The sequence below is a fragment of the Azospirillum sp. SYSU D00513 genome (genome assembly GCF_017356015.1).
GTDB lineage: Bacteria > Pseudomonadota > Alphaproteobacteria > Azospirillales > Azospirillaceae > Azospirillum.
On record NZ_JAFIQV010000076.1, the window covers coordinates 1 to 20,119 of the forward strand.

Consider the following 20,119-nt stretch of genomic DNA (forward strand, 5'->3'; position numbering starts at 1 on the left):
AGCCGCCGCCTGCGCATCCCTTCTCACAACACGGTCTTCACTTTTAAAAGATCCCGCAGCGCTCGGCGCCGCTCGGTCCACATCATGTAATCGTTCAGGACGACGATGTAAAGACCTTTTTCTCTGCTCCGCTGAGCTTGCCGATTTCGTTCGTACCCAAGGGTACAACTTACTCTCTGATTGCCCTGTCCTTCGCTTTCCCCTTTCGCGTCATCGCCTGGTCGGCGGCGCCGCGTCGGGGAGGCGGTATATAGGCCAGAGGGTGAGGGGCTCGCAAGGGCTTTTTTCAGAGGTGTCGTGATTTCCCTCGGGAGGCGGCGTCCTTGCCGTCGGTCCCGCAGGGCCTAACCTTCAGACCTGCCTGCGGACGCAGGATCGTAACCAGGACCGGAGGAAACAAGTGAAGACCATCGCAATCTGCGGCGCCGCCGCCTTTCTGCTGGCGGCCGGTGCGGCCCAGGCGGCCACGACCGTCACGATCAATCAGATCAGCAAGGACGGAGTCGGAAAGGAGATCGGGACCATCGCGGTCCAGGAAACCGACAAGGGCGTGACCTTCACGCCGAACCTGTCCGGTTTGCCCGCCGGCGAGCACGGCTTCCACGTCCACCAGAACCCGGACTGCGGCCCGGCGGAGAACAACGGCGCGATGGCGGCGGGCTTCGCCGCGGGCGGCCATTACGACCCCTCCGGCACGAAGAAGCACCAGGGGCCGCAGCATGCCGGGAGCGCGGGCCACCTCGGCGACCTGCCGGCCCTGACCGTCGCGGCGAACGGCGAGGCGAAGCAGGCGGTCACCGCTCCCAACCTGAAGCTCACGGACGTCCAGGGCCGCTCCCTTATGATCCATGAGGGCAGCGACAACTATTCGGACGAGCCGAAGCCGCTGGGCGGCGGCGGCGGGCGCATCGCCTGCGGCGTGGTGAAGTAACGCAACGGCGATGACGGGCCGGGCGGGCGCAGCCAAGCCCCGCCCGGTCGCCGCTTGTGTCCTGCCTTAGAGCACGACGAGGCTCGCGGCCCAGACCGCCAGCGCGCCGACGAGGCCCTGCACCAGCGTGCCGAGGGTGTGGAGCCGGTAGCCGTCGCGCGTCGTCATGTTCGAGAACTGGGTGACCACCCAGAAGAAGCTGTCGTTGGCATGCGACACCACCATGGCGCCGGCGCCGATGGCGACCGTGACCAGCGCCTTGGCCGTTGGATCGTCCAGCCCCAGCGCCGGAAGCAGCGGTGCCATCAGCCCGGCGGTGGTGATGATCGCCACGGTGCTGGAACCCTGCGCCGTCTTGATGCCGGCGGCGACGAGGAAGGGCAGCCAAATGCCGAGGTTGGCGCTCGCCAGGCTGTCGCCGATCACCTTGGCGATTCCGGAGTTCTGGAGCACCTTGCCGAAGGCGCCGCCGGCCCCGGTGATGGTGATGATGATGGCGGCATCCACCACCGCCTGCCCGACCCAGCCGTTGCTGGAGAGCATGTCGCGGTCGAGCCGCTTCGGCAGGGTCAGGGCCAGCGCCACGCCGATCAGCAGCGCCACCACCGGCTGCCCCAGGAAGGACAAAAGCGTCACGAAGACGTTCGTGCCGAAAGGCCTCGCCGGCAGTTCGGCGACGGAGCGCAGCACGATCAGCAGGATCGGCACGGCAATGGGTATCAGGGCCTTCAGGGCGGAGGGCGCGTCGACCTCGGCCATCGGCGTGTCGTCGGCGGGCTCCTCGTCGGCGCGGTAAGGGGCGATGGGCGTCCGGGCCGCGAAGAGGATGGCGAACAGCCAGCCGGCCAGCGTGGTGATGGCGGCGATGACCATGCCCCAGAGGATGACGAGGCCGAGGTCGGCGCCGAGGATGCCCGCCGCCGCCACCGGTCCCGGCGTCGGCGGCACCATCGTGTGCGTCGCGTAAAGGCCGAGCGCCAGGGCGATGGCCGTGGCGGCGAGGCTGACCCCTGCCTTGCGGGCGACCGCCTTGTTCAGGGCGGACAGGATGACGAAGCCGGAATCGCAGAAAACGGGGATGGAGACGAGATAGCCCATCACCGACATGCCGAGCGGCGCGTTGCGCTGCCCTGTCATCCGCAGGATGCTCTCGGCCAGCCGGTAGGCGCCGCCGGACTTTTCCAGGAAGATGCCGATGATGGTGCCGGCGATGATGACGATGCCGATCGAACCGATGGTGCCGCCGAACCCCTCGTTCACCGACTTGACCACGTCGGCCAGCGGCATGCCCGAGGCGATGCCAAAGCCGAAGGCCGTGATCAGGAGCGCCAGGAAGGGGTGAAGGTTCAGCCGCGCCGTCGCCAGCACGATGAAGGCGATGGACAGCAGCAGCAGAATGACGAGGAACAAGCGGACCCTCCCTTTTCATACGGACGCCCCGGCGGTGCCGCGATGCGCGCCCGCCGCGTCCTTGTCGATGAGAGGGTGAACATACCGAAAGGCCGTTCGGCAGCGCCAACTTGGCGGTACACCCGCCGGGACGGCCTTCTCCGGACCGGGAGGAGCGAAAAGCCGCCGGGGAGATACAGGATTCCGTATCGATGAGCGGAAATAACTTATTAGACAGCTATCGGCACAATCCCTAGAAGGATTGTTCGTTCTGCACACAATCGCAGGGGCGGCCGCTCACGCGCGGGCGCTGCACCCGGCACAATGGCTCAAGGGAAGGTACGTCATGAACACTGCTCTGAAACTCCTGCGCACGGGGCTCCTCGCCGCAGGCGCGGCCCTCATGGCTGGCGCCGTCCAGGCTGCCGACATCAAGGACCGCACCATCAAGTTCGCCTTCGTGCAGAACATCGACAACCATTGGGGCGCCGGGGCCAAGAAGTTCGCCGAGGTCGTCAGCGAGAAGAGCGGCGGCAAGCTCAAGATCAAGCTGTTCGCGGGCGGCGTGCTGGGCGGCGACGTGCAGACGGTCTCCGCCATGCAGGGCGGCACCATCGAGATGTCGATGATGGCTCCGTCGCTGCTGGTCGGACTGGTCCCGGACTTCTCCGTCTTCGAGTTCCCCTTCCTGTTCCGCAGCCCGCAGGAGAGCGACGCGGTGCTCGACGGCGCCGCCGGCAAGACGCTGATCGGCAAGCTGCCGGAAAAAGGCATCGTCGGCCTGTCCTACTGGGAGCACGGCTTCCGCAACCTGACCAACAACAAGCGCCCCATCGCCAAGTGGGAGGACATCCAGGGCCTGAAGATCCGCGTGATCCAGGTGCCGCTCTACATCGAGACCTTCAACGCGCTGGGTGCGAACGCCGTGCCGTTGCCCCTGCCGGAACTCTACACGGCGCTGGAGACCGGGACCGTGGACGGCCAGGAGAACCCGTTGGCCTCCATCGAATCCTCGAAGTTCTACGAGGTGCAGAAGCACCTCTCCACCACCAACCACACCTACAACCCGCTGATCGTGCTCGCCTCGGGCAAGTTCTGGGACAAGCTGACGGAGGACGAGCGCAAGCTCCTGCTCGAGGCCGCCGAGGAGGTGAAGCCCTACCAGCGCCAGGTGTCCCGCGACATGAACGCGAAGGTGCTGGAACGGCTGAAGGCGAGCGGCATGACCGTGACGGAGATTTCCGAGGCGGAAAAGGCCCGCATGGCGGAGAAGCTGAAGCCGGTCACGGACAAGTTCGCCGCGGCGGCCGACCAGACGCTGATGCAGCAGCTCCGCGCTGACCTGGAAAAGGCCCGCGCCGGGAAGTGACCGGGACGGGCGCGCCGGGGGGCTTCCGCGAGGAAGCCCCCCTTTTGTTTTCCGGAGGGACGGGACGGGCGATATCGCAAAGGTTATCGCCGGAGGCGGATTTCTTATTAGACCGCTATCGGCCCAGCCGGTAGAAGGTCCGAAAGCCAGCAATTGGCAGAGCCCCAGGATTTGAGGAGTTGTAACGATGACGGCAGGCGCGCAGCCCCGCTTCCGCGGCGTGTTCCCGGTGGTCCCGACCATCTTCGACGAGCGTGGCGAGCTGGACCTCGACGGACAGAAGCGCTGCGTCGACTTCATGATCGACGCCGGCTCCAACGGCCTGTGCATCCTCGCCAACTTCTCCGAGCAGTTCGTCCTCACCGACGACGAGCGCACGCTCCTCATCGACGCCATCCTGGAGCATGTCGCCGGACGCGTGCCGGTCATCGTCACCACCACCCACTTCTCCTCCAAGGCCTGCGCCGAGCGCAGCCGCCGCGCCCAGCAGGCCGGGGCCGCCATGGTCATGATCATGCCGCCCTACCACGGCGCCACCATCCGCGTGCCCGAGCGCGGCATCTATGACTTCTTCCGCATCGTCTCGGACGCCATCTCCATCCCCATCATGATCCAGGACGCACCCGTCAGCGGCACGTCCCTCTCCGCCCCCTTCCTGGCCCGCATGGCCCGGGAGATCGAGCAGGTCTCCTACTTCAAGATCGAGGTGCCGGGTGCCGCCTCCAAGCTGCGCGAGCTGATCGAGCTGGGCGGGGCCGACATCGAGGGGCCGTGGGACGGCGAGGAGGCCATCACCCTGCTGCCCGACCTGGACGCCGGCGCCACCGGTGCCATGACCGGCGGCGGCTATCCCGACGGCATCCGCCAGATCCTCGACCCCTACCAGGCCGGACGGCGCGAGGAGGCGGTCGAGGCCTACGGGCGCTGGCTGCCGCTGATCAACTACGAAAACCGCCAGTCCGGCCTGATCGCCGCCAAGGCGCTGATGAAGGAGGGCGGCGTCATCGCGTCGGACGCGGTGCGCCACCCGCTGCTGCCCATGCACCCGCAGACCCGCGCCGGCCTGATCGAGACGGCAAACCGCCTCGACCCGCTCGTCCTGCGCTGGGCGCGCTGAGCCGCTGCCGACAATCAAGGAGAACGCGACCATGACGACCATCACCGGCGAGATGCTGATCGGCGCCACCGCCCTGCGCGGCACCGAGACCGAGTTCCACGCGGTCAACCCCGCGACCGGCGAGAGGATGGAGCCGGCCTTCGGCGGCGGCGGCGAGGCCGAGGTGAACCGCGCCTGCGAGCTGGCCTGGGCCGCCTTCGACACGTACCGCGAGACCAGCCCCGACGCCCGCGCCCGCTTCCTGGAAACCGCCGCCCAGAAAATCCTGGACCTCGGCGACGAACTGGTCGAGCGCGCCTCGGCCGAGAGCGGCCTGCCGCGCGCCCGCATCGAGGGCGAGCGCGCCCGCACGGTCGGCCAGCTGCGCCTCTTCGCCGAGGTGCTGCGCGAGGGCAACTGGGTGGAGGCGCGCTTCGACACGCCGCTGCCCGAGCGCAAGCCGCTGCCCCGCGCCGACCTGCGCCAGCGCCACATCGCCGTCGGCCCGGTCGCCGTCTTCGGCGCCAGCAACTTCCCGCTCGCCTTCTCGGTCGCCGGCGGCGACACGGCGTCGGCTCTGGCCGCCGGCTGCCCGGTGGTGGTGAAGGCGCACTCCGCCCACCCCGGCACGTCGGAGCTGGTCGGGCGCGCCGTGCAGGCGGCGGTGAAGGAATGCGGTCTGCCGGAAGGCGTCTTCTCCATGCTGTTCGGCTCGGGCAGCCGCATCGGCACGACGCTGGTGGCGCACCGGCACATCAAGTCGGTGGGCTTCACCGGCTCGCGCCGGGGCGGCACCGCGCTGATGGGGGTGGCGGCCTCGCGCCGCGAGCCCATCCCGGTCTATGCCGAGATGAGCAGCATCAACCCCTTCTTCGTCATGCCCGCCGCACTCGCGTCCCGCGCCGAGGCCATCGGCAAGGGTTTCATCGCCTCGCTGGCCATGGGTGCCGGGCAGTTCTGCACCAACCCCGGCCTCGTGCTGGCGGTGGACGGGCCGGGGCTCGATGAGTTCCTGGCCGCCGCGCGGTCGGCACTCGGTGCCCTGCCCGCCGCGACCATGCTGACGCCGGGCATCCACGCCGCCTATGTGGACGGGCTGGAGAAGCTGGCAGGAAATCCGAAGGTGACGGAACTCGCGCGCGGGCAGGCCGGCACGGGCCCGCACCAGTGCCAGGCGGCGGTGTTCGTGACGGATGCGGAGAGCTTCCTCTCCGACCCGAGCCTGGAGGAGGAGAATTTCGGCTCCTCCTCACTGGTGATCCGCTGCCCGGACATATCGTCGATGCGCCGCGTGGCCGAGCATCTGGAAGGGCAGCTCACCGCGACCGTGCACATGGAGGAGGCGGACACCGAGGAGGTGCGCGCGCTGCTGCCGACGCTGGAGCGCCGGGCCGGCCGCATCCTGGTGAACGGCTACCCGACGGGCGTCGAGGTCGGTCACGCCATGGTGCATGGCGGCCCCTACCCGGCGACCTCGGACAGCCGCACCACCTCGGTCGGCACGCTGGCGATCCGCCGCTTCCTGCGCCCGGTCTGCTACCAGGACCTGCCCCAGACGCTCCTGCCCGAGGCCCTGCGCGACGGCAACCCGCTGAAGCTCTGGCGCCTCGTGGACGGAAAACTCGTGGACGGAAAGCTCTCCCGCGACTGAACGGGGCGGCCTGGACGTAAAAAAGGGGCGGAGCCGGGATGCCGGCTCCGCCCCTTTTCTTTCAGCCGAGCTTACAGGCGCTCGACCAGGCCGCGCTTGGCGAGGTTGCGGACCAGCTCGGTCACGCCGAAGGTCCAGGGCGTGATCTTGTCGGAATGGTTGATGCGGTTGATCAGCGTGCCCAGACGGGGCGAGCCGATCGACACGCTGTCGCCGAGATGATGGGTGAAGCCGGCGCCCGGCGCGTCACGGTCCTGAATCGGCGCGAACATCGTGCCGAGGAACAGCACGAAGCCGTCCGGATACTGGTGGTTGCCGTTGATCGTCTGCGCGACGAGGTCCAGCGGGTCGCGGCTGATCTGCGACATGGCGCTGGTGCCGTTCAGGACGAAGCCGTCCTCGCCCGCCACCGTCACCGCGACCTCGTCCCGGCGCACCTCGTCCATCGTGAAGGACTCGTCGAACAGGCGCAGGAAGGGGCCGATGGAGCAGGAGGCGTTGTTGTCCTTCGCCTTGCTCAGCAGCAGGGCGCTGCGGCCCTCGAAGTCGCGCAGGTTGACGTCGTTGCCGAGCGTCGCGCCCTGCACCACGCCGCGGCTGTTGACGGCCAGCACGACCTCCGGCTCCGGGTTGTTCCATTCGGACTTCGGATGGATGCCGATCTCGGAGCCGAGCCCGACCGAGGCCATGGGCTGGGTCTTGGTGAAGACCTCCGCGTCGGGGCCGATGCCGACCTCCAGATACTGCGACCACATGCCCTGGGCGATCAGCATCTCCTTGATGCGCTGCGCCTCGGGCGAGCCCGGCTGGAGGGTGGCGAGGTCGTTGCCGAGGATCTCGACGACGGAGGCGCGCACGCTTTCCGCCTGGGAGGCGTCGCCCTTGGCGCGCTCCTCGATGACGCGCTCCAGCAGGCTGTTGACGAAGGTCACGCCCGCCGCCTTGATCGCCTGCAGGTCGCAGGGCGCCAGGAACCAGGGCAGCGACGGGTCGCGGGCGTCCCACCGCGAGTTGGCGAGGATCGCGTCGGTGGCGCCGAGGCGCGTGCCGCCGTGCGCGCGGACGGCCTCGGCCGGCCGGTCGCGCTCCAGCAGGGCGCTGACCGTCGGGGCGAGGTCGGAGACGTCGTAGACCCCTTCCGCCGTGACGCGCACGACGGCCGGTCCGTTCACGCTCGGCAGCCAGACGCGCCCGATCAGCGTGGCGCGGTCGTGGTCCTGGGGCAGGCAGGCGTTGATGGTCAGGTCCATAGGTTTCGATCCTCAGGGGCTTCGGGCGTTGGTGAGCGTGGTCATCCCGCCATCGGGGCGTCCGTCATGGACGCGCCGAGGGCGGGTTTTTCGGCGTCGCGCATGGCGACGCGAATCTCGTCGAGGACGGTGAGGGCGCCGGGCGACAGCGGCCGGCCCTTCAGCCGCACGATGCCGAAGGGCTCCAGCGCGAAGCGCCGCTCGAAGGGCAAGACGGCGAAGCGTCCGGGCGCCTGGAAGAACTCCGCCATGGCGCGGGAGAGGACCGTCACGGAATCCGTCTCCACGATCATCGCCGCGAGCATGACCGGCGACACGCTTTCGATCACCCGCTCCGGCGCGGGCAGGCCCGCCGATCGGAACATGGCGTCCACGCGGTCGCGCGGAAGCGTGCCGCGCGGTGGCAGGGACCAGCGCTGGTCCGCGAGGTCCTCCAGTTCCACCGGACGGCCGAGCGACAGCAAAGGATGGCCGTCGCGGCACAGGAAGCTCATCTCCTCGTCCCCGATCTCCTCGTAGAGGAAATTCGAGGGGTCCGCGGCCTTGGACAGCCGCGCCAGCGCGAAGTCGAGCTTGCCGTGCTGCACATGGTCGAGCAGCACGTCGCTGTGCTCCAGCTCGACCGAGATGCGCAGCCGGGGATGCGCCTGCTGCACCCGGTCCACCGCCTTGGCCAGATACTCCACCGCCGGCGCGGTCACCGTGCCGATCATCACCCGCCCGCTGTGGCCAGCCTGGAGCGCCGTCAGCTCCTCCCCGATCTCGCTCAGCTCGGACAGGATCAGCCGCGCGTGGCGGATCATGAGCGCGCCGTACCAGTTCGGCTCGATGCCGCGCGGGTGCCGGTCGAACAGGGAGACGCCCAGCGCCTCCTCCAGGTCGCTCAGCAGCTTCGAGGCGGCGGGCTGCGACAGGTTGAGGGAGGCGGCGGCGCGGTGCAGGTTGCGGTGGTCGTCGAGGGCCAGAAAGAGCTGCATGTGCCGCAGCTTCAGGCGCGCGCGCAGGAACCAGTCGGCGGGGAAATGCTTGGCGGACATGCGGCCTCGACGGGGTGCAATGGACGACCGGGGCTTGTGTGCCAGCCGTGGGTTTTCGCCCGCCCCCTCAATGGTTGGTCGAGGAAATTATAAAGCTTGTCGATAACAGTCCAATAACAAAATGCACGACGGCGATATCGAAATGGAAATCCCTCAGCGGTGCCGCCCTTCCGCCGCGGCCAGCGCCTCGCGCAGGGCAGTCCAGGCGGGTTTGGGCCGCAGTTCCTCATCGAAAGGCAAGGGGCGCTCCTCCGGCCCGGCCTCCCGGCGCAGCCAGGAATGACGGTCGCTCAGACCCCAAGTCACGACCGTGTCGCAGGAGGCCTGTTCCAGGACCGTGTCGAGGAAGGCACGGTACAGCGATGCGACCTCGGCGTCCCGTTCCGCCGGGGACCCCGGCCCTCCGCCGCGCACGTCCAGTTCGGTGACCAGGACGCGCAGGCCGAGCGCCCGCACCTCCCGCAGGAAGGCGGCGAGCCCGGCGGAGGAGAAAGGCGCGCCGGCCTGGAGATGGGCCTGTAAGCCGAGGGCATGGACCGGGACGCCATCGCCCTTCAGCCGTTCCAGCAGCCGCAGCACGGCCGCACGGCGGCGGCGGCTCCAGTCGCCGTCATGCTCGCAGCCATACTCGTTGTAGACCAGCTCGGCGCCGGGGGCCCTCTCCGCCGCTATGCGGAAGGCGGTCTCGATGTAGCCCTCCCCCGCCCGCTCCAGCCAGAAGGAGCGGCGCAGCCCGTCCGCGCGCCCGTCCTCCGGCTCCACCGCCTCGTTTACCACGTCCCAGGAATCGGTGAGCCCGGCATGGCGCTCCATGACCTCGGTGAAATGGGCGCGCAGCAGGGATTCGCAGTTGGCGGGGGTGAGCCGATCCGCGAGCCAGGCGGGCGCCTCGCGGTGCCACAGGAGCGCGTGCCCGCGCAACGCCATGCCGTTCCCCCGCGCGAAGGCGGCGATCCGGTCCAGGCCCCGGAAGTCGAAGCGCCCCGGCTCCGGCTGCACCGCCGCCCATTTCATCTCCCATTCCGGAACGAGGAGCACGCATTCCCGCCGGACCAGCTCGGCGTAGGCCGGGTCGCGCGCCAGCACGTCGGCGGACACCGCCGTCCCGAAGCGGATTTCCGCCCCCGCCGGGAGCGTCCTCGGGAGTCCGGCGGCGAGCGTCCCGGCCGTCATGCCGAGCAACTCACGGCGACGGAGGGGCAGGCTGCGCATGGCCAGACCTTGCATGGACGGGCATCGGGGGCGGCAATCAGGCGGAACGGCGCGCGCCGAAGGCCCGCCGCCACAGGCCGCGCAGGATCTCCGACCGGTCGAGTTCACGGATGTCCTGGGAATAGCCCCCCGTGTAGAGCTTGACGATCATCCGGTCGCGGGCTTCCCCCTCCAGCGCCGGGAAGACGAGGTCGAGCCGCGTCCGGCCGTCCTTGAGGGCGGCGGCCCGCTCGACCCGTGCCGTGACCGGCGGAATCTCCGCGATGCGGGCGGTGAGGAGGGCGCCGGCGAAGGGTGCTTCCTCCCCGGCCGGGATCTCGCAGCGGAAGCCCGCCAGCGACAGGCCGGTGATGCGGCAGCGGAGCGGGCGCCCCTCCCCCTCCAGCCTGCCCGGCTCGTCCGCGTCGAAGCTCTCCGCCAGCGGGCGCGGCGCCTCGAAGCAGATCATCGCCGCCAGGAACAGCACGATGATGTTGATGCCCGCCCAATAGGCGGCGATGACCGAGAACTCGCCGCGCCCGATCCGCGACCATTCGGGCACGAGGTTGAGGAACAGCCCCAGCGCCGTCACCGCGATCAGCAGGGAGATGGCGGCGAAGCTGTAGAGGTCGAACTCGTTCTCCTCGTTGCCGCTGCCCTTGGGCGTGACGCGGAAGGGCGTGCCGAAGGGCTTGATCAGGCTGGCGACGACGACCGGCAGCATGCGGAAGGTCCCGAAGGCGCCGACGGCGCTGGACAGCACCGGCATGTAGCGCGTCGGGGTGATCCAGCGCATCAGCAGGAAATAGGAGAGGAGCAGCGGGATCTGGTAGGCGATCAGCGCGTCGCTGCCCGTGAAGTAAAGCGGCGCCACCCCGGTCCACAGATAGACCGCCGGCACGATCAGGATCACGAAGCGCACGAGATACTGGACGAGCCAGCTCAGCGGCAGGAACATGATGCGCTGGAACAGGTTCAGGCCCGGACCGAAGATCGGGCCGTTGTGCAGGAACAGCGTCTGGATGCCGCCCCGGCACCAGCGGCCCCGCTGCACGAAATAGCCCTTCAGGTTCTCGGCGGCGAGGCCCATCGACAGACGTTCGTTGAGGTAGCGCGTCGTGTAGCCCTTGTTCAGCAGCGCCAGCGTCGTCAGCAGGTCCTCGGTGATGGATTCCGTCGGGAATCCGCCGATGGTCTCGACGGCCTCGCGCCGGATGATGGAGCAGGAGCCGCAGCAGAAGCTGACGTCCCAGGCGTCGCGGCTGGCGGCCATCTCGTCGAAGAACAGGCGCTGTTCGTCCGGCCAGTGCCGCTCCAGGGACAGGTTGAGCTGCACCGGGTCCTTGTTGAAGAAATGCTGCGGCGTCTGGACGATGCCGATGCCGGGATCGAGGAAGAAGCCCAGCGTGCGCCGCAGGAAGTTGCGGTAGGGCACGAAGTCCGCGTCGAAGATGGCGATGAAGGCGCCCGAGCTGACCCGCAGCCCGTTGTTCATGTTGCCGGCCTTGGCGTGGGAGTTGTCGCTGCGGGTGACGTGGACGGCCCCCTTCTCCTCGCAGAAGGCCCGCAGCCAGTCGCGCCGCTTGTCGTCCAGGACATAGACCGTGACCTTGCCCGGATAGTCCAGCGCCAGCGCGCCGACGATGGTGCGCTCGAGCACGTCGAGCGGCTCGTTGTAGGTCGGGATGAAGACGTCCACGTCCGGCATGCGGTCGCGCGGCTGCGCGAAGAAGCGCGCCTCCAGACTGTCCGCCTCGCGGCTGCGGTCCACATGACGTCCCATGGTGACCAGAAACAGGAGTATGTCCGAGAAGGCGAGGATCTCGACCGCGAAGACGAACCAGGTCCACCAGAAGCTGAAGCTGCCGTCCTGCGGGTGCGGCAGCACCGTGTCGGTGAAACGCCAGACCAGGTAGCGGAAGGCCACCAGGAAGACGAACAGGCAGACCACCGCCCGTGTCCAAGTCTTGTGGCGCGGCCAGCCCCAGGCGAAAAGCAGGAAGAAGGCGGCACAGAGGAGGGTCGGCCCGAAGGCTACGAGATGCTGAACCATAAGCTCCGGATCCACCGCTCGAGGGGCAGGCTGCGGGTTTCGAACCGGACCTGCGCCGTGCGGCCGATCTGGCAGAAATTCTCGTAATCCGTGCTGAGGGGCGACGGGTCGAGCCGCACGCGGATGCGCGCGTCGCGCCCCTTGCTCTGCGGCGGGGAGGCGGCGAGCGTCATCTCCTCCACGTCGGCGGCACTGCCGCGCACGGACTGGACGGCGCCCGTCAGCGCCTCGCCGCGCCCGAGCAGGCGGATCTCGGCGGGGCGGCCGGGGAAGATCTCGTCGTAATCGACCTCGGCGACGAGGATATCCACGAACAGGTCGCTGCAGTCGAGCAGCCGCATCAGTTCGGTCCCGACCACGGTGTTCGATCCGGACACCACGTTGTTGCGCCAGACCACCCCGTCGAAGGGCATGCGCATCTCGACCGCTTCCAGGCCGAGCAGCCGTTCCTCCTCATGGGCGATCAGCTTCTCGAGCTTGTCCAGATGGGCCCGCTGCTCCTTGCGGCGGGCTTCGATGTCCATCAGGGCGATGGCGAGCTCGTCGATGCGCTGGCGCGAGTAGGGAACATCGTTGCGGCCGTCGCCGACGAAGACGCCCTGGCGGACGGCCTCGAGCTGGCGTTCCAGCCGCTCCAGCTCCTCCCGCGCGAGGTCGGCTTCGCCGGAGGCGACGAGTTGGGCGGCCAGCGTCCGTTCGATCTCGCTCTCGGGAACGAGGCCGCCGGTTTGCAGCCTCTGCTTGCGCATCAGTTCGCCGCGCGTTTCCGTGGTGCGCGCCTCGTTGATGCCGATGCGCTGGCGCTGGACGGCGATCTCCTGCTCCAGCACGAGCATGGTCGCCTGGCGGTAGGCTTCGAGCCGCTCGCGCAGGTCGACCTGGAGGCGCCGCATCTCGGCTTCCTGGTTGGTGAGAGCCTGGAGGCGGTCGCGCGTCGTGTTGAGTTCGGCCGTGAGCTGGACCAGCGTCGAGCGGTCCACGCGCTCGTTGCGCACCGACAGCAGGAATCCGTCCTTGGCGACCGGCGTGCCGACCTTGGGCGGGGTGTTGCCGACCATGCCCTCGATCGGGGTGGACAGGGTGGCGAAGCGGGCGTTCACCGTTCCGTCGAGGCTCGTGTATCCGGTGAGGCCGGGAAGAAGGGCGAGAATGCCGCACAATAAGAGAAGCAGCCCGACGGCGATGCGCACGGAGCGGCGGTTCCAGAACATGGAGCTGTCACCTGTCGTAATCCGCCGCTCTCGGAGGTTGCGGCCCGGCAGTCTTCAACACGGCGAACTTCTGCCCGTTCCGCTCCGGTCGGCGCTTCCATGTCGGATATTTCGGCGTAGGCCATAGCCAAGTGTGCAGGTGCGGAAGTCCGGGCAATGCCATGCCTGAGGTGCCCTCGCGAAGGCACAATGCAGCCGCGCGTTGAACGCGTGCTCAGGACGCAAACATTCCCGGTCGAGTAAGAATCTCTTAAAATTTGATGCATATGACCAGGAGGGAGCCTCGGAGGCTGGTCCTATGTCAAAAGAGGAATCGCACGGATGAGCGCAGGCGGGCAGGTCGTTTCGGGTGCGGCGAAAGCCGGGCTCTTCTCCAACCTCAAGACGAGGACCAAGGTCTATGTGGGCTTCGGCTCCGTCCTGGCCCTGCTGGCGGGCATCGGCGCCTCCTCCTGGTACACGGCCGGTGAGGCGGAACGGAACCTGCTGCGCTACACCGCCCAGGCGCAGGTGGCGGTGCACAGCTCCGAGGCGGATTCCCACCTGATCGAGGCCCGGCTGGCCGTCCGCCGTTTCCTCGCCAGCGGGGCCGGTGACGACGTCGCGAGCTTCGAGGCCGACTGGTCCGAGGCCTCCCGGCACCTGGCCGACGTGAAGGCCCGGATCACGCTGCCCGAGAATCTGGCGCTGGTCGAGGACATCCTCCGTCTCAAGACGGAGTACGAGGCGGGCTTCCGGGCGGTGGTGGAGAAGACGGCCAGGCGCGACGCGCTGAGCGAGTCCATCCTGACGAAGCTGGGGCTGGAGATCCGCACGCTGCTGACGGAGATCCGCAAGGCGGAAGCCGACGCGGCCAACGTCGGCACGCTGGCGCACAGCGGCGAGGCGAGCGAGACCTTCATGCTCGCCCGCTACGTGGCGGCGCGCTTCCTGGCGGAGCGGAAGCCGGCCGACGCCGAGCGCGTCGGGCGCGAGATCGAGGCCACCGGCAAGGCGCTGGACGCCATGGCCGGCGAGTATCTGGCCGACGGGCAGGGCGAACGGCTGTCCAAGGCCAAGTCCATGCTGGCGTCCTACGGCGCGGGCTTCAAGGAACTGGCCGCCCTGACGGCGGAGATCGAGGAATCGATCAACGGCCCGATGGCCCACACCATGGTGGCCGTCCGCGAGAAGTCGGCGGAGATCCGCGAGAACGCCACGCGCATGCAGGCGGGCGTGGCCGAGGAGGCCACCGCCGGCGCCGCCAAGGCGAAGTCCATGGCGATGCTTCTGTCGGCGCTGGCCGCGACGCTCGGCATCATCCTCGCCTGGCTGATCGGCCGCAGCATCGCCCTGCCGGTCATCTCCATGACGGCGGCCATGCGCCGTCTGGCGGGCGGCGACACGGCGGCGGAGATCCCCGCGGTCGGGCGCCGTGACGAGATCGGCGAGATGGCCGGCGCCGTCCAGGTGTTCCGCGACAACATGATCCGCACCCGCGAGATGGAGGAGGAGGCCAAGGTCGCCGAGGCCCGTGCCGAAGCACAGCGCAAGGCGGAGCTGAACCAGCTCGCGGCGAACTTCGAATACAGCGTCCAGGGGATCGTGGAGACGGTGGCTGCCTCGGCCACGCAGATGCAGGGTGCCGCCACGGCCCTCTCCTCCACCGCAGCGCAGGCGAGCAGCCAGGCAACCGCCGTGGCGGCCGCGGCCGAGCAGTCCTCGGCCAACGTCCAGACGGTGGCCGCCGCGACCGAGGAACTGGCCGCCTCCATCCTGGAAATCGGCCGCCAGGTCTCCACCCAGACCCGCATCAGCGGGGAGGCCGTGCGGGAGGCCGAGCGCACGACGGTCACCATGCGCACGCTGGTGGACGCCGCGAACCAGATCGGCGAGGTGGTGGAGCTGATCAACAGCATCGCCGGCCAGACGAACCTGCTGGCGCTGAACGCCACCATCGAGGCGGCGCGCGCGGGCGAGGCCGGAAAGGGCTTCGCCGTCGTCGCCAGCGAGGTGAAGAGCCTCGCCACCCAGACCGCCCGCGCGACCGAGGACATCCAGGCCAAGGTGAAGGAGATCCAGGGTGCCACCGGCGGCGCCCAGGACGCCATCGTCAACATCGGCCGGACCATTGCCCGCATGAACGAAATCGCGACGGGCATCGCCGCCGCCATCGAGGAGCAGAACGCGGCGACCGGCGAGATCTCCGGCAACGTCACCCAGGCGGCGACCGGGACCGAGCAGGTCAGGCTGAACATCACCGGCGTGACCCAGGCCGCGGCCGAGACCGGTTCCGCCGCGACCCAGGTGCTCGGCACCGCCAGCAGCCTCGCCGAGGAGGCCGAGCGGCTGAAGTCCGAGGTCGACAACTTCCTCGCCACCGTCCGCGCCGCCTGACGCGAGGTTCGGCACGGTGAAGGACAGGAGGGCCGCCCTGCCGGGGCGGCCCTTTTTCGTTGCCCGTTCCGGGGCAGGTTCTGCAGCGCGTTTCAGGGCCGCCGGCCAACCCGCTGTTCGCCGCCCGCCGATACAGGAATATATATCGGCCAGCCGAAAAATTTGATTAGACCGTTATGTGTTTGTAAGGCTAACGTCTGACCAAACAGGCCGGGCCACCGCGCCGCCGCGTGGCGCCGACCGGTTCTCGTGACCGAACGGGCACGGGCGGCGGGAGGACGGTTCGCGAGGCGCTTTACAGCCCCGGTCCCCGGGGCATAAAGAGCCGGACCGCCAGCCGCCGCGTCCCGCCGCACCGAGCGCCGGGCAGACGCCCGACCACCCATAAGGCCCGAAGGCCACACCTCATCAGCGACGCCAAGGAGACCCCGATGACCGACCCGAACAACGCCGCCCCGGGGAAGAAGCTGCGCTCGCGCGCCTGGTTCGACAACCCCGACAACCCCGACATGACCGCGCTCTACCTTGAGCGCTACCTGAACTTCGGTCTGACGCGGGAGGAACTGCAGTCGGGCAAGCCGATCATCGGCATCGCCCAGACCGGGTCGGACCTGAGCCCCTGCAACCGCCACCACATCGTGCTGGCGGAGCGGCTGCGCGAGGGCATCCGCGAGGCCGGCGGCATCGCCATGGAGTTCCCGGTCCATCCCATCCAGGAGACCGGCAAGCGCCCGACCGCCTCCCTGGACCGCAACCTGGCCTATCTCGGCTTGGTGGAGGTGCTGCACGGCTACCCGCTGGACGGCGTCGTGCTCACCATCGGCTGCGACAAGACCACGCCGGCCTGCCTGATGGCCGCCGCCACCGTGAACATCCCGGCCATCGCCCTGTCGGTCGGCCCGATGCTGAACGGCTGGCACCGCGGCGAGCGCACCGGGTCGGGCACCATCGTGTGGAAGGCGCGCCAGATGATGGCCGCCGGCGAGATCGACTATCAGGGCTTCATCGAGCTGGTGGCCTCCTCGGCCCCCTCGACCGGCTACTGCAACACCATGGGCACCGCCTCGACCATGAACTCGCTGGCCGAGGTGCTGGGGATGCAGCTGCCGGGCTCGGCCTCGATCCCGGCGCCCTACCGCGAGCGCCAGCAGGCCGCCTATGCGACCGGCAAGCGCATCGTCGATCTGGTCCGCGAGGACATCAAGCCGTCGGACATCCTGACGCGCGACGCCTTCCTGAACGCCATCGTGGTCAACTCCGCCATCGGCGGCTCGACCAACGCGCCGATCCACATCAACGCCATCGCCAAGCACATCGGCGTGCCGCTGACCGTGGACGACTGGCAGACGCACGGCCACAACATCCCGCTGCTGGTCAACCTTCAGCCGGCCGGCGAGTATCTGGGCGAGGACTTCCACCGCGCCGGCGGCGTGCCGGCCGTGGTGGCGCAGCTGATCGAGCAGGGGCTGATCCGCGAAGACGCGCCCAACGTCAACGGCCGCACCATCGGCGATAACTGCCGCGGCCGCGAGGTCCTGGACAGCCGCGTGATCTGGCCCTTCGGCGAGCCGCTGAAGGAGAACGCCGGCTTCGTCGTGCTGCGCGGCAACCTGTTCGGCAGCGCCATCATGAAGACCAGCGTGATCTCCGAGGAGTTCCGCGAGCGCTACCTGTCGAACCCGGAGGACCCGGAGGCCTTCGAGGGCAAGGTCGTGGTCTTCGACGGCCCCGAGGACTATCACCACCGCATCGACGACCCGGCGCTGGGCATCGACGCCTACACGATCCTGGTGATCCGCGGCACCGGCCCAATCGGCTATCCGGGTGCGGCCGAGGTGGTGAACATGCGTCCGCCGGCGCACCTGATCAAGGAGGGCGTCCACTCCCTGCCCTGCATCGGCGACGGCCGCCAGTCGGGCACCTCGGGCTCGCCGTCGGTGCTGAACGCCTCGCCGGAGGCGGCGGCCGGCGGCGGCCTCGCCATCCTGCGCACGGGTGACCGCGTCCGCCTGGACCTGCGCCGGGGCAGCGCCGACATCCTGATCTCGGACGACGAGGTCGCCGCCCGCCGGACCGAGCTGGAGGTGGCCGGCGGCTATCCCTTCCCGCCGTCCCAGACCCCCTGGCAGGAGATCCAGCGCGGCATCGTGGACCAGCTCGACGAGGGCATGGTCCTGAAGCCCGCCGTCAAGTACCAGCGCGTCGCCCAGACCCACGGCATCCCGCGCGACAACCACTGACGCCCGGGAAGTCTTTCGGGCCTTTTTGAGCAGCGCCGCCGCGAGGGGAGCGATCTCCCTCGCGGCGGCGCCGCCGTTTCCGGTGTCCGTCCGCCATTTAGGCGTGCGGGGCGCCCTTCTCGCTGTCCATGTGGGCGAGCTGAGCCTCGGGATAGCGGGCTCCGGCGGCGGCCCCCGGCGGGAGCGCGTCCGACAGGGTCTTCAGGTCCTCGGCCGACAGGGCGAGGTCGAGCGCGCCCAGCGCCTCGGCCAGCCGGTCGCGGCGGCGGGCGCCGACCAGCGGGACGATGTCCTTCCCCTGCGCTGCGACCCAGGCGATGGCGACCTGTGCCACCGTGCCGCCGATGCGCTCGGCGATCCCGCGCAGCCGTTCCACGAGCCCCAGATTGACGTCCAGGTTGGCGCCCTGGAAGCGCGGGCTCATGCCGCGGAAATCCTTCGCGCCCGCCCGGTCCTTCGACCAGTGGCCGCTGATCAGCCCGCGCGACAGCACGCCATAGGCCGTGATCCCGATGCCCAGCTCCCGGCAGACCGGCAGGATCTCCGCCTCGATCCCGCGCGAGATCAGCGAATATTCGATCTGCAGGTCGCTGATGGGGTGGACGGCGGCGGCCCGCCGGATCGTCTCCGGCCCGACCTCCGACAGCCCGATGTGCCGGACATGGCCGGCCTTGACCATGTCGGCGATGGCCCCGACCGTCTCCTCGATCGGCACCGCCGGGTCGAGCCGCGCCGGGCGGTAGATGTCGATGCAATCCACCCCCAGCCGGCGCAGGGAGTAGGTCAGGAAGTTCTTCACGGCGGCCGGGCGCGCGTCGTAGCCGTTCCATCCGTTCGCCGGGTCCCGCAGGGCGCCGAACTTCACGCTGATCAGCGCCCGGTCGCGGTCGCGCCCTTCCAGCGCTTCGCGGATCAGCAGCTCGTTGTGGCCCATGCCGTAGAAGTCGCCGGTGTCGAGCAGCGTGATCCCGGCCTCCAGCGCCGCGTGGATCGTCGCCACGCTCTCGCTCCGGTCGGCGGGGCCGTAGAAGTCCGACATGCCCATGCATCCAAGGCCGATGACCGAGCTGGCCGGCCCGGCGGCCCCAAGGCTGCGCTGTTCCATTGCTTTCGTCCTTTCCCGATGGCGCCGTGCCCCTGCCCCTCGGCTGGGGCACCGCTTGGCCATGACGGTGACTCACCCCGGCTCATCCGATAAGCTGGATAATCCCGAACGGCCTGTTCGCCCAGCCGAACAATGGGACCCGAACCATGAAACTTCGGCATCCGGCTCCGACGACGGCCACGACCATGGACACGGAACAGTGATCGAACCCGAACTTCGCGACCTCCAGGCCTTCGCCGCCGTGGCACGGCACCGGAACTTCCGCAGGGCAGCGCTGGAGCAGGGTGTTTCGGTCTCCAGCCTCAGCCAGCGTCTGCGCGAGCTGGAGGAGCGGCTCGGCGTGCGGCTGCTCAACCGAACCACGCGCAGCGTGGCACCGACGGAAGCGGGCGAGCAGCTGCTGCGCCGGCTGGCGCCGGCCCTGCGCGAGGTGGCCGAGGCGGTGACGGAGCTGCGCGAGAACCGGGAGGTGCCGGCGGGACGGCTGCGCATCAACGCCCCGGAGCCGGCGGTCGGGCTGGTGCTCGCCCCGATGGTGGCGCCCTTCCTGGAACGCCATCCGCGGATCCGGCTGGAGATCGTCGCCGAGACACCGCTGATCGACATCGTGGCGGAGGGCTACGACGCCGGCGTCCGGTTCGAGGAGCATCTGGCGCAAGACATGATCGCGGTCCCGCTCGGCCCGCCGCAGCGCTACGCGGTCGCCGCCGCACCGGGCTTCCTCGCCTGCCACGGCCGGCCCCGGACGCCGGAGGAACTCCTCGGCGCGCCGTCCATCGCGACGCTCTTTCCCGGCGGCGTCCTGCGTCCGTGGGAGTTCGAGAAGGACGGGCGCGTCGTCCGCATCACGCCCTCGGGTCCCTTCGGCTCGACGCATCACGGCGCGCAGATCCAGGCGGCGCTGGACGGGCTCGGTTTCCTGATGACCTTCGAAGGCTACTTGGCCGACGAGCTGGCCGCCGGACGGCTCGTCACCGTGCTCGACGACTGGTGCCCAAGCTTCCCCGGCCCTTTCCTCTACTACCCGAGCCGCCGCCGGCCACCCGCGGCGCTCCGGGCCTTCCTGACCTTCCTGAAGGAGTGGCGCAGGGACACGGCACCCTGACGGGGACGCGTTACGCACGACGGTCCATCGGGATAGGGGGCGATCCTAGTGGACCGCACCCCTCCCACACCACCCGGCATGCGGGTCCGCACCGGGCGGTTCGAAGGATTGAGGT

At 69.2% G+C, this 20,119-nt stretch carries 14 protein-coding genes; 7 read left to right on the plus strand and 7 right to left on the minus strand.

The genetic code is table 11. From position 1 onward, the window contains the following. Window positions 1-400 precede the first annotated feature (400 nt). Window positions 401-931, plus strand: coding sequence for a superoxide dismutase [Cu-Zn] SodC (gene sodC, locus JUB11_RS30995; protein WP_348771543.1), 531 nt, complete (start codon window positions 401-403; stop codon window positions 929-931). 66 nt (window positions 932-997) lie between these two features. On the opposite strand, the gene JUB11_RS31000 is transcribed toward sodC, so the two are convergent. Then, window positions 998-2,341 carry a GntP family permease gene (locus JUB11_RS31000; protein WP_207462670.1) on the minus strand — a complete coding sequence of 448 codons (1,344 nt, stop codon included), beginning with the start codon at window positions 2,339-2,341 and terminating at the stop codon, window positions 998-1,000. 325 nt (window positions 2,342-2,666) lie between these two features. On the opposite strand from JUB11_RS31000, the gene JUB11_RS31005 reads away from it, so the two are divergent. The 3 genes from JUB11_RS31005 to JUB11_RS31015 all read left to right on the plus strand — a co-directional run bounded on the left by JUB11_RS31005 (window position 2,667) and on the right by JUB11_RS31015 (window position 6,436). After that, window positions 2,667-3,689, plus strand: coding sequence for a TRAP transporter substrate-binding protein (locus JUB11_RS31005; protein WP_207462671.1), 1,023 nt, complete (start codon window positions 2,667-2,669; stop codon window positions 3,687-3,689). A 187-nt stretch (window positions 3,690-3,876) separates the two neighbouring features. Next, the gene (locus tag JUB11_RS31010) at window positions 3,877-4,806 is read left to right on the plus strand and encodes a dihydrodipicolinate synthase family protein (protein ID WP_207462672.1); all 930 of its coding nucleotides are present in this window, start codon (window positions 3,877-3,879) and stop codon (window positions 4,804-4,806) included. 31 nt (window positions 4,807-4,837) lie between these two features. Continuing rightward, window positions 4,838-6,436 carry an aldehyde dehydrogenase (NADP(+)) gene (locus JUB11_RS31015; RefSeq protein WP_207462673.1) on the plus strand — a complete coding sequence of 533 codons (1,599 nt, stop codon included), beginning with the start codon at window positions 4,838-4,840 and terminating at the stop codon, window positions 6,434-6,436. A gap of 71 nt (window positions 6,437-6,507) precedes the next feature. Here the strand turns inward: JUB11_RS31015 and JUB11_RS31020 are convergent, their stop codons facing one another. The 5 genes from JUB11_RS31020 to JUB11_RS31040 form a co-directional block, all read right to left on the minus strand. Continuing rightward, a complete protein-coding gene (locus JUB11_RS31020) occupies window positions 6,508-7,686 on the minus strand; it encodes a fumarylacetoacetate hydrolase family protein (protein WP_207462674.1) in 1,179 nt (392 codons plus the stop codon). A 41-nt stretch (window positions 7,687-7,727) separates the two neighbouring features. Further along, entirely contained in the window at window positions 7,728-8,723 is a 996-nt protein-coding gene (locus JUB11_RS31025; protein WP_207462675.1) for a LysR family transcriptional regulator, read from the minus strand. Between the two features lie 153 nt (window positions 8,724-8,876). Next, on the minus strand, window positions 8,877-9,935 hold the full coding sequence (locus tag JUB11_RS31030) for an endo-1,4-beta-xylanase (RefSeq protein ID WP_207462676.1): 1,059 nt from the start codon (window positions 9,933-9,935) through the stop codon (window positions 8,877-8,879). Window positions 9,936-9,972: 37 nt separating this feature from the next. Next, window positions 9,973-11,967, minus strand: coding sequence for a glycosyltransferase (locus JUB11_RS31035; protein ID WP_207462677.1), 1,995 nt, complete (start codon window positions 11,965-11,967; stop codon window positions 9,973-9,975). Continuing rightward, the gene (locus JUB11_RS31040) at window positions 11,949-13,178 is read right to left on the minus strand and encodes an HlyD family efflux transporter periplasmic adaptor subunit (protein WP_207462678.1); all 1,230 of its coding nucleotides are present in this window, start codon (window positions 13,176-13,178) and stop codon (window positions 11,949-11,951) included. The genes JUB11_RS31035 and JUB11_RS31040 overlap by 19 nt, the downstream gene beginning before the upstream one ends. A gap of 321 nt (window positions 13,179-13,499) precedes the next feature. Here JUB11_RS31040 and JUB11_RS33080 point away from each other — a divergent pair, with 321 nt between their 5' ends. Both JUB11_RS33080 and JUB11_RS31050 read left to right on the plus strand, forming a co-directional pair. After that, window positions 13,500-15,554 carry a methyl-accepting chemotaxis protein gene (locus JUB11_RS33080; protein WP_247887454.1) on the plus strand — a complete coding sequence of 685 codons (2,055 nt, stop codon included), beginning with the start codon at window positions 13,500-13,502 and terminating at the stop codon, window positions 15,552-15,554. A gap of 431 nt (window positions 15,555-15,985) precedes the next feature. Beyond that, window positions 15,986-17,794 (plus strand): IlvD/Edd family dehydratase, encoded by a 1,809-nt coding sequence (locus tag JUB11_RS31050; protein WP_207462679.1) that lies wholly within the window; start codon window positions 15,986-15,988, stop codon window positions 17,792-17,794. Window positions 17,795-17,891: 97 nt separating this feature from the next. Here JUB11_RS31050 and JUB11_RS31055 read toward each other — a convergent pair whose 3' ends face one another. Continuing rightward, window positions 17,892-18,899: an aldo/keto reductase gene (locus tag JUB11_RS31055; protein WP_207462680.1), complete on the minus strand. Its 1,008-nt coding sequence runs from the start codon at window positions 18,897-18,899 to the stop codon at window positions 17,892-17,894. Between the two features lie 199 nt (window positions 18,900-19,098). On the opposite strand from JUB11_RS31055, the gene JUB11_RS31060 reads away from it, so the two are divergent. After that, window positions 19,099-20,004: a LysR substrate-binding domain-containing protein gene (locus JUB11_RS31060; RefSeq protein WP_207462681.1), complete on the plus strand. Its 906-nt coding sequence runs from the start codon at window positions 19,099-19,101 to the stop codon at window positions 20,002-20,004. Window positions 20,005-20,119: the final 115 nt, after the last annotated feature.

Coding starts and splice junctions, on each gene's coding strand:
- JUB11_RS31030 (WP_207462676.1), bottom strand. CDS start 9,935: ATGCGCAGCCTGCCCCTCCGTCGCCGTGAGTTGCTCGGCATGACGGCC.
- JUB11_RS31055 (WP_207462680.1), bottom strand. CDS start 18,899: ATGGAACAGCGCAGCCTTGGGGCCGCCGGGCCGGCCAGCTCGGTCATC.
- JUB11_RS33080 (WP_247887454.1), top strand. CDS start 13,500: ATGAGCGCAGGCGGGCAGGTCGTTTCGGGTGCGGCGAAAGCCGGGCTC.
- JUB11_RS31010 (WP_207462672.1), top strand. CDS start 3,877: ATGACGGCAGGCGCGCAGCCCCGCTTCCGCGGCGTGTTCCCGGTGGTC.
- JUB11_RS31015 (WP_207462673.1), top strand. CDS start 4,838: ATGACGACCATCACCGGCGAGATGCTGATCGGCGCCACCGCCCTGCGC.
- JUB11_RS31025 (WP_207462675.1), bottom strand. CDS start 8,723: ATGTCCGCCAAGCATTTCCCCGCCGACTGGTTCCTGCGCGCGCGCCTG.
- JUB11_RS31035 (WP_207462677.1), bottom strand. CDS start 11,967: ATGGTTCAGCATCTCGTAGCCTTCGGGCCGACCCTCCTCTGTGCCGCC.
- JUB11_RS31050 (WP_207462679.1), top strand. CDS start 15,986: ATGACCGACCCGAACAACGCCGCCCCGGGGAAGAAGCTGCGCTCGCGC.
- JUB11_RS31020 (WP_207462674.1), bottom strand. CDS start 7,686: ATGGACCTGACCATCAACGCCTGCCTGCCCCAGGACCACGACCGCGCC.
- JUB11_RS31005 (WP_207462671.1), top strand. CDS start 2,667: ATGAACACTGCTCTGAAACTCCTGCGCACGGGGCTCCTCGCCGCAGGC.
- JUB11_RS31040 (WP_207462678.1), bottom strand. CDS start 13,178: ATGTTCTGGAACCGCCGCTCCGTGCGCATCGCCGTCGGGCTGCTTCTC.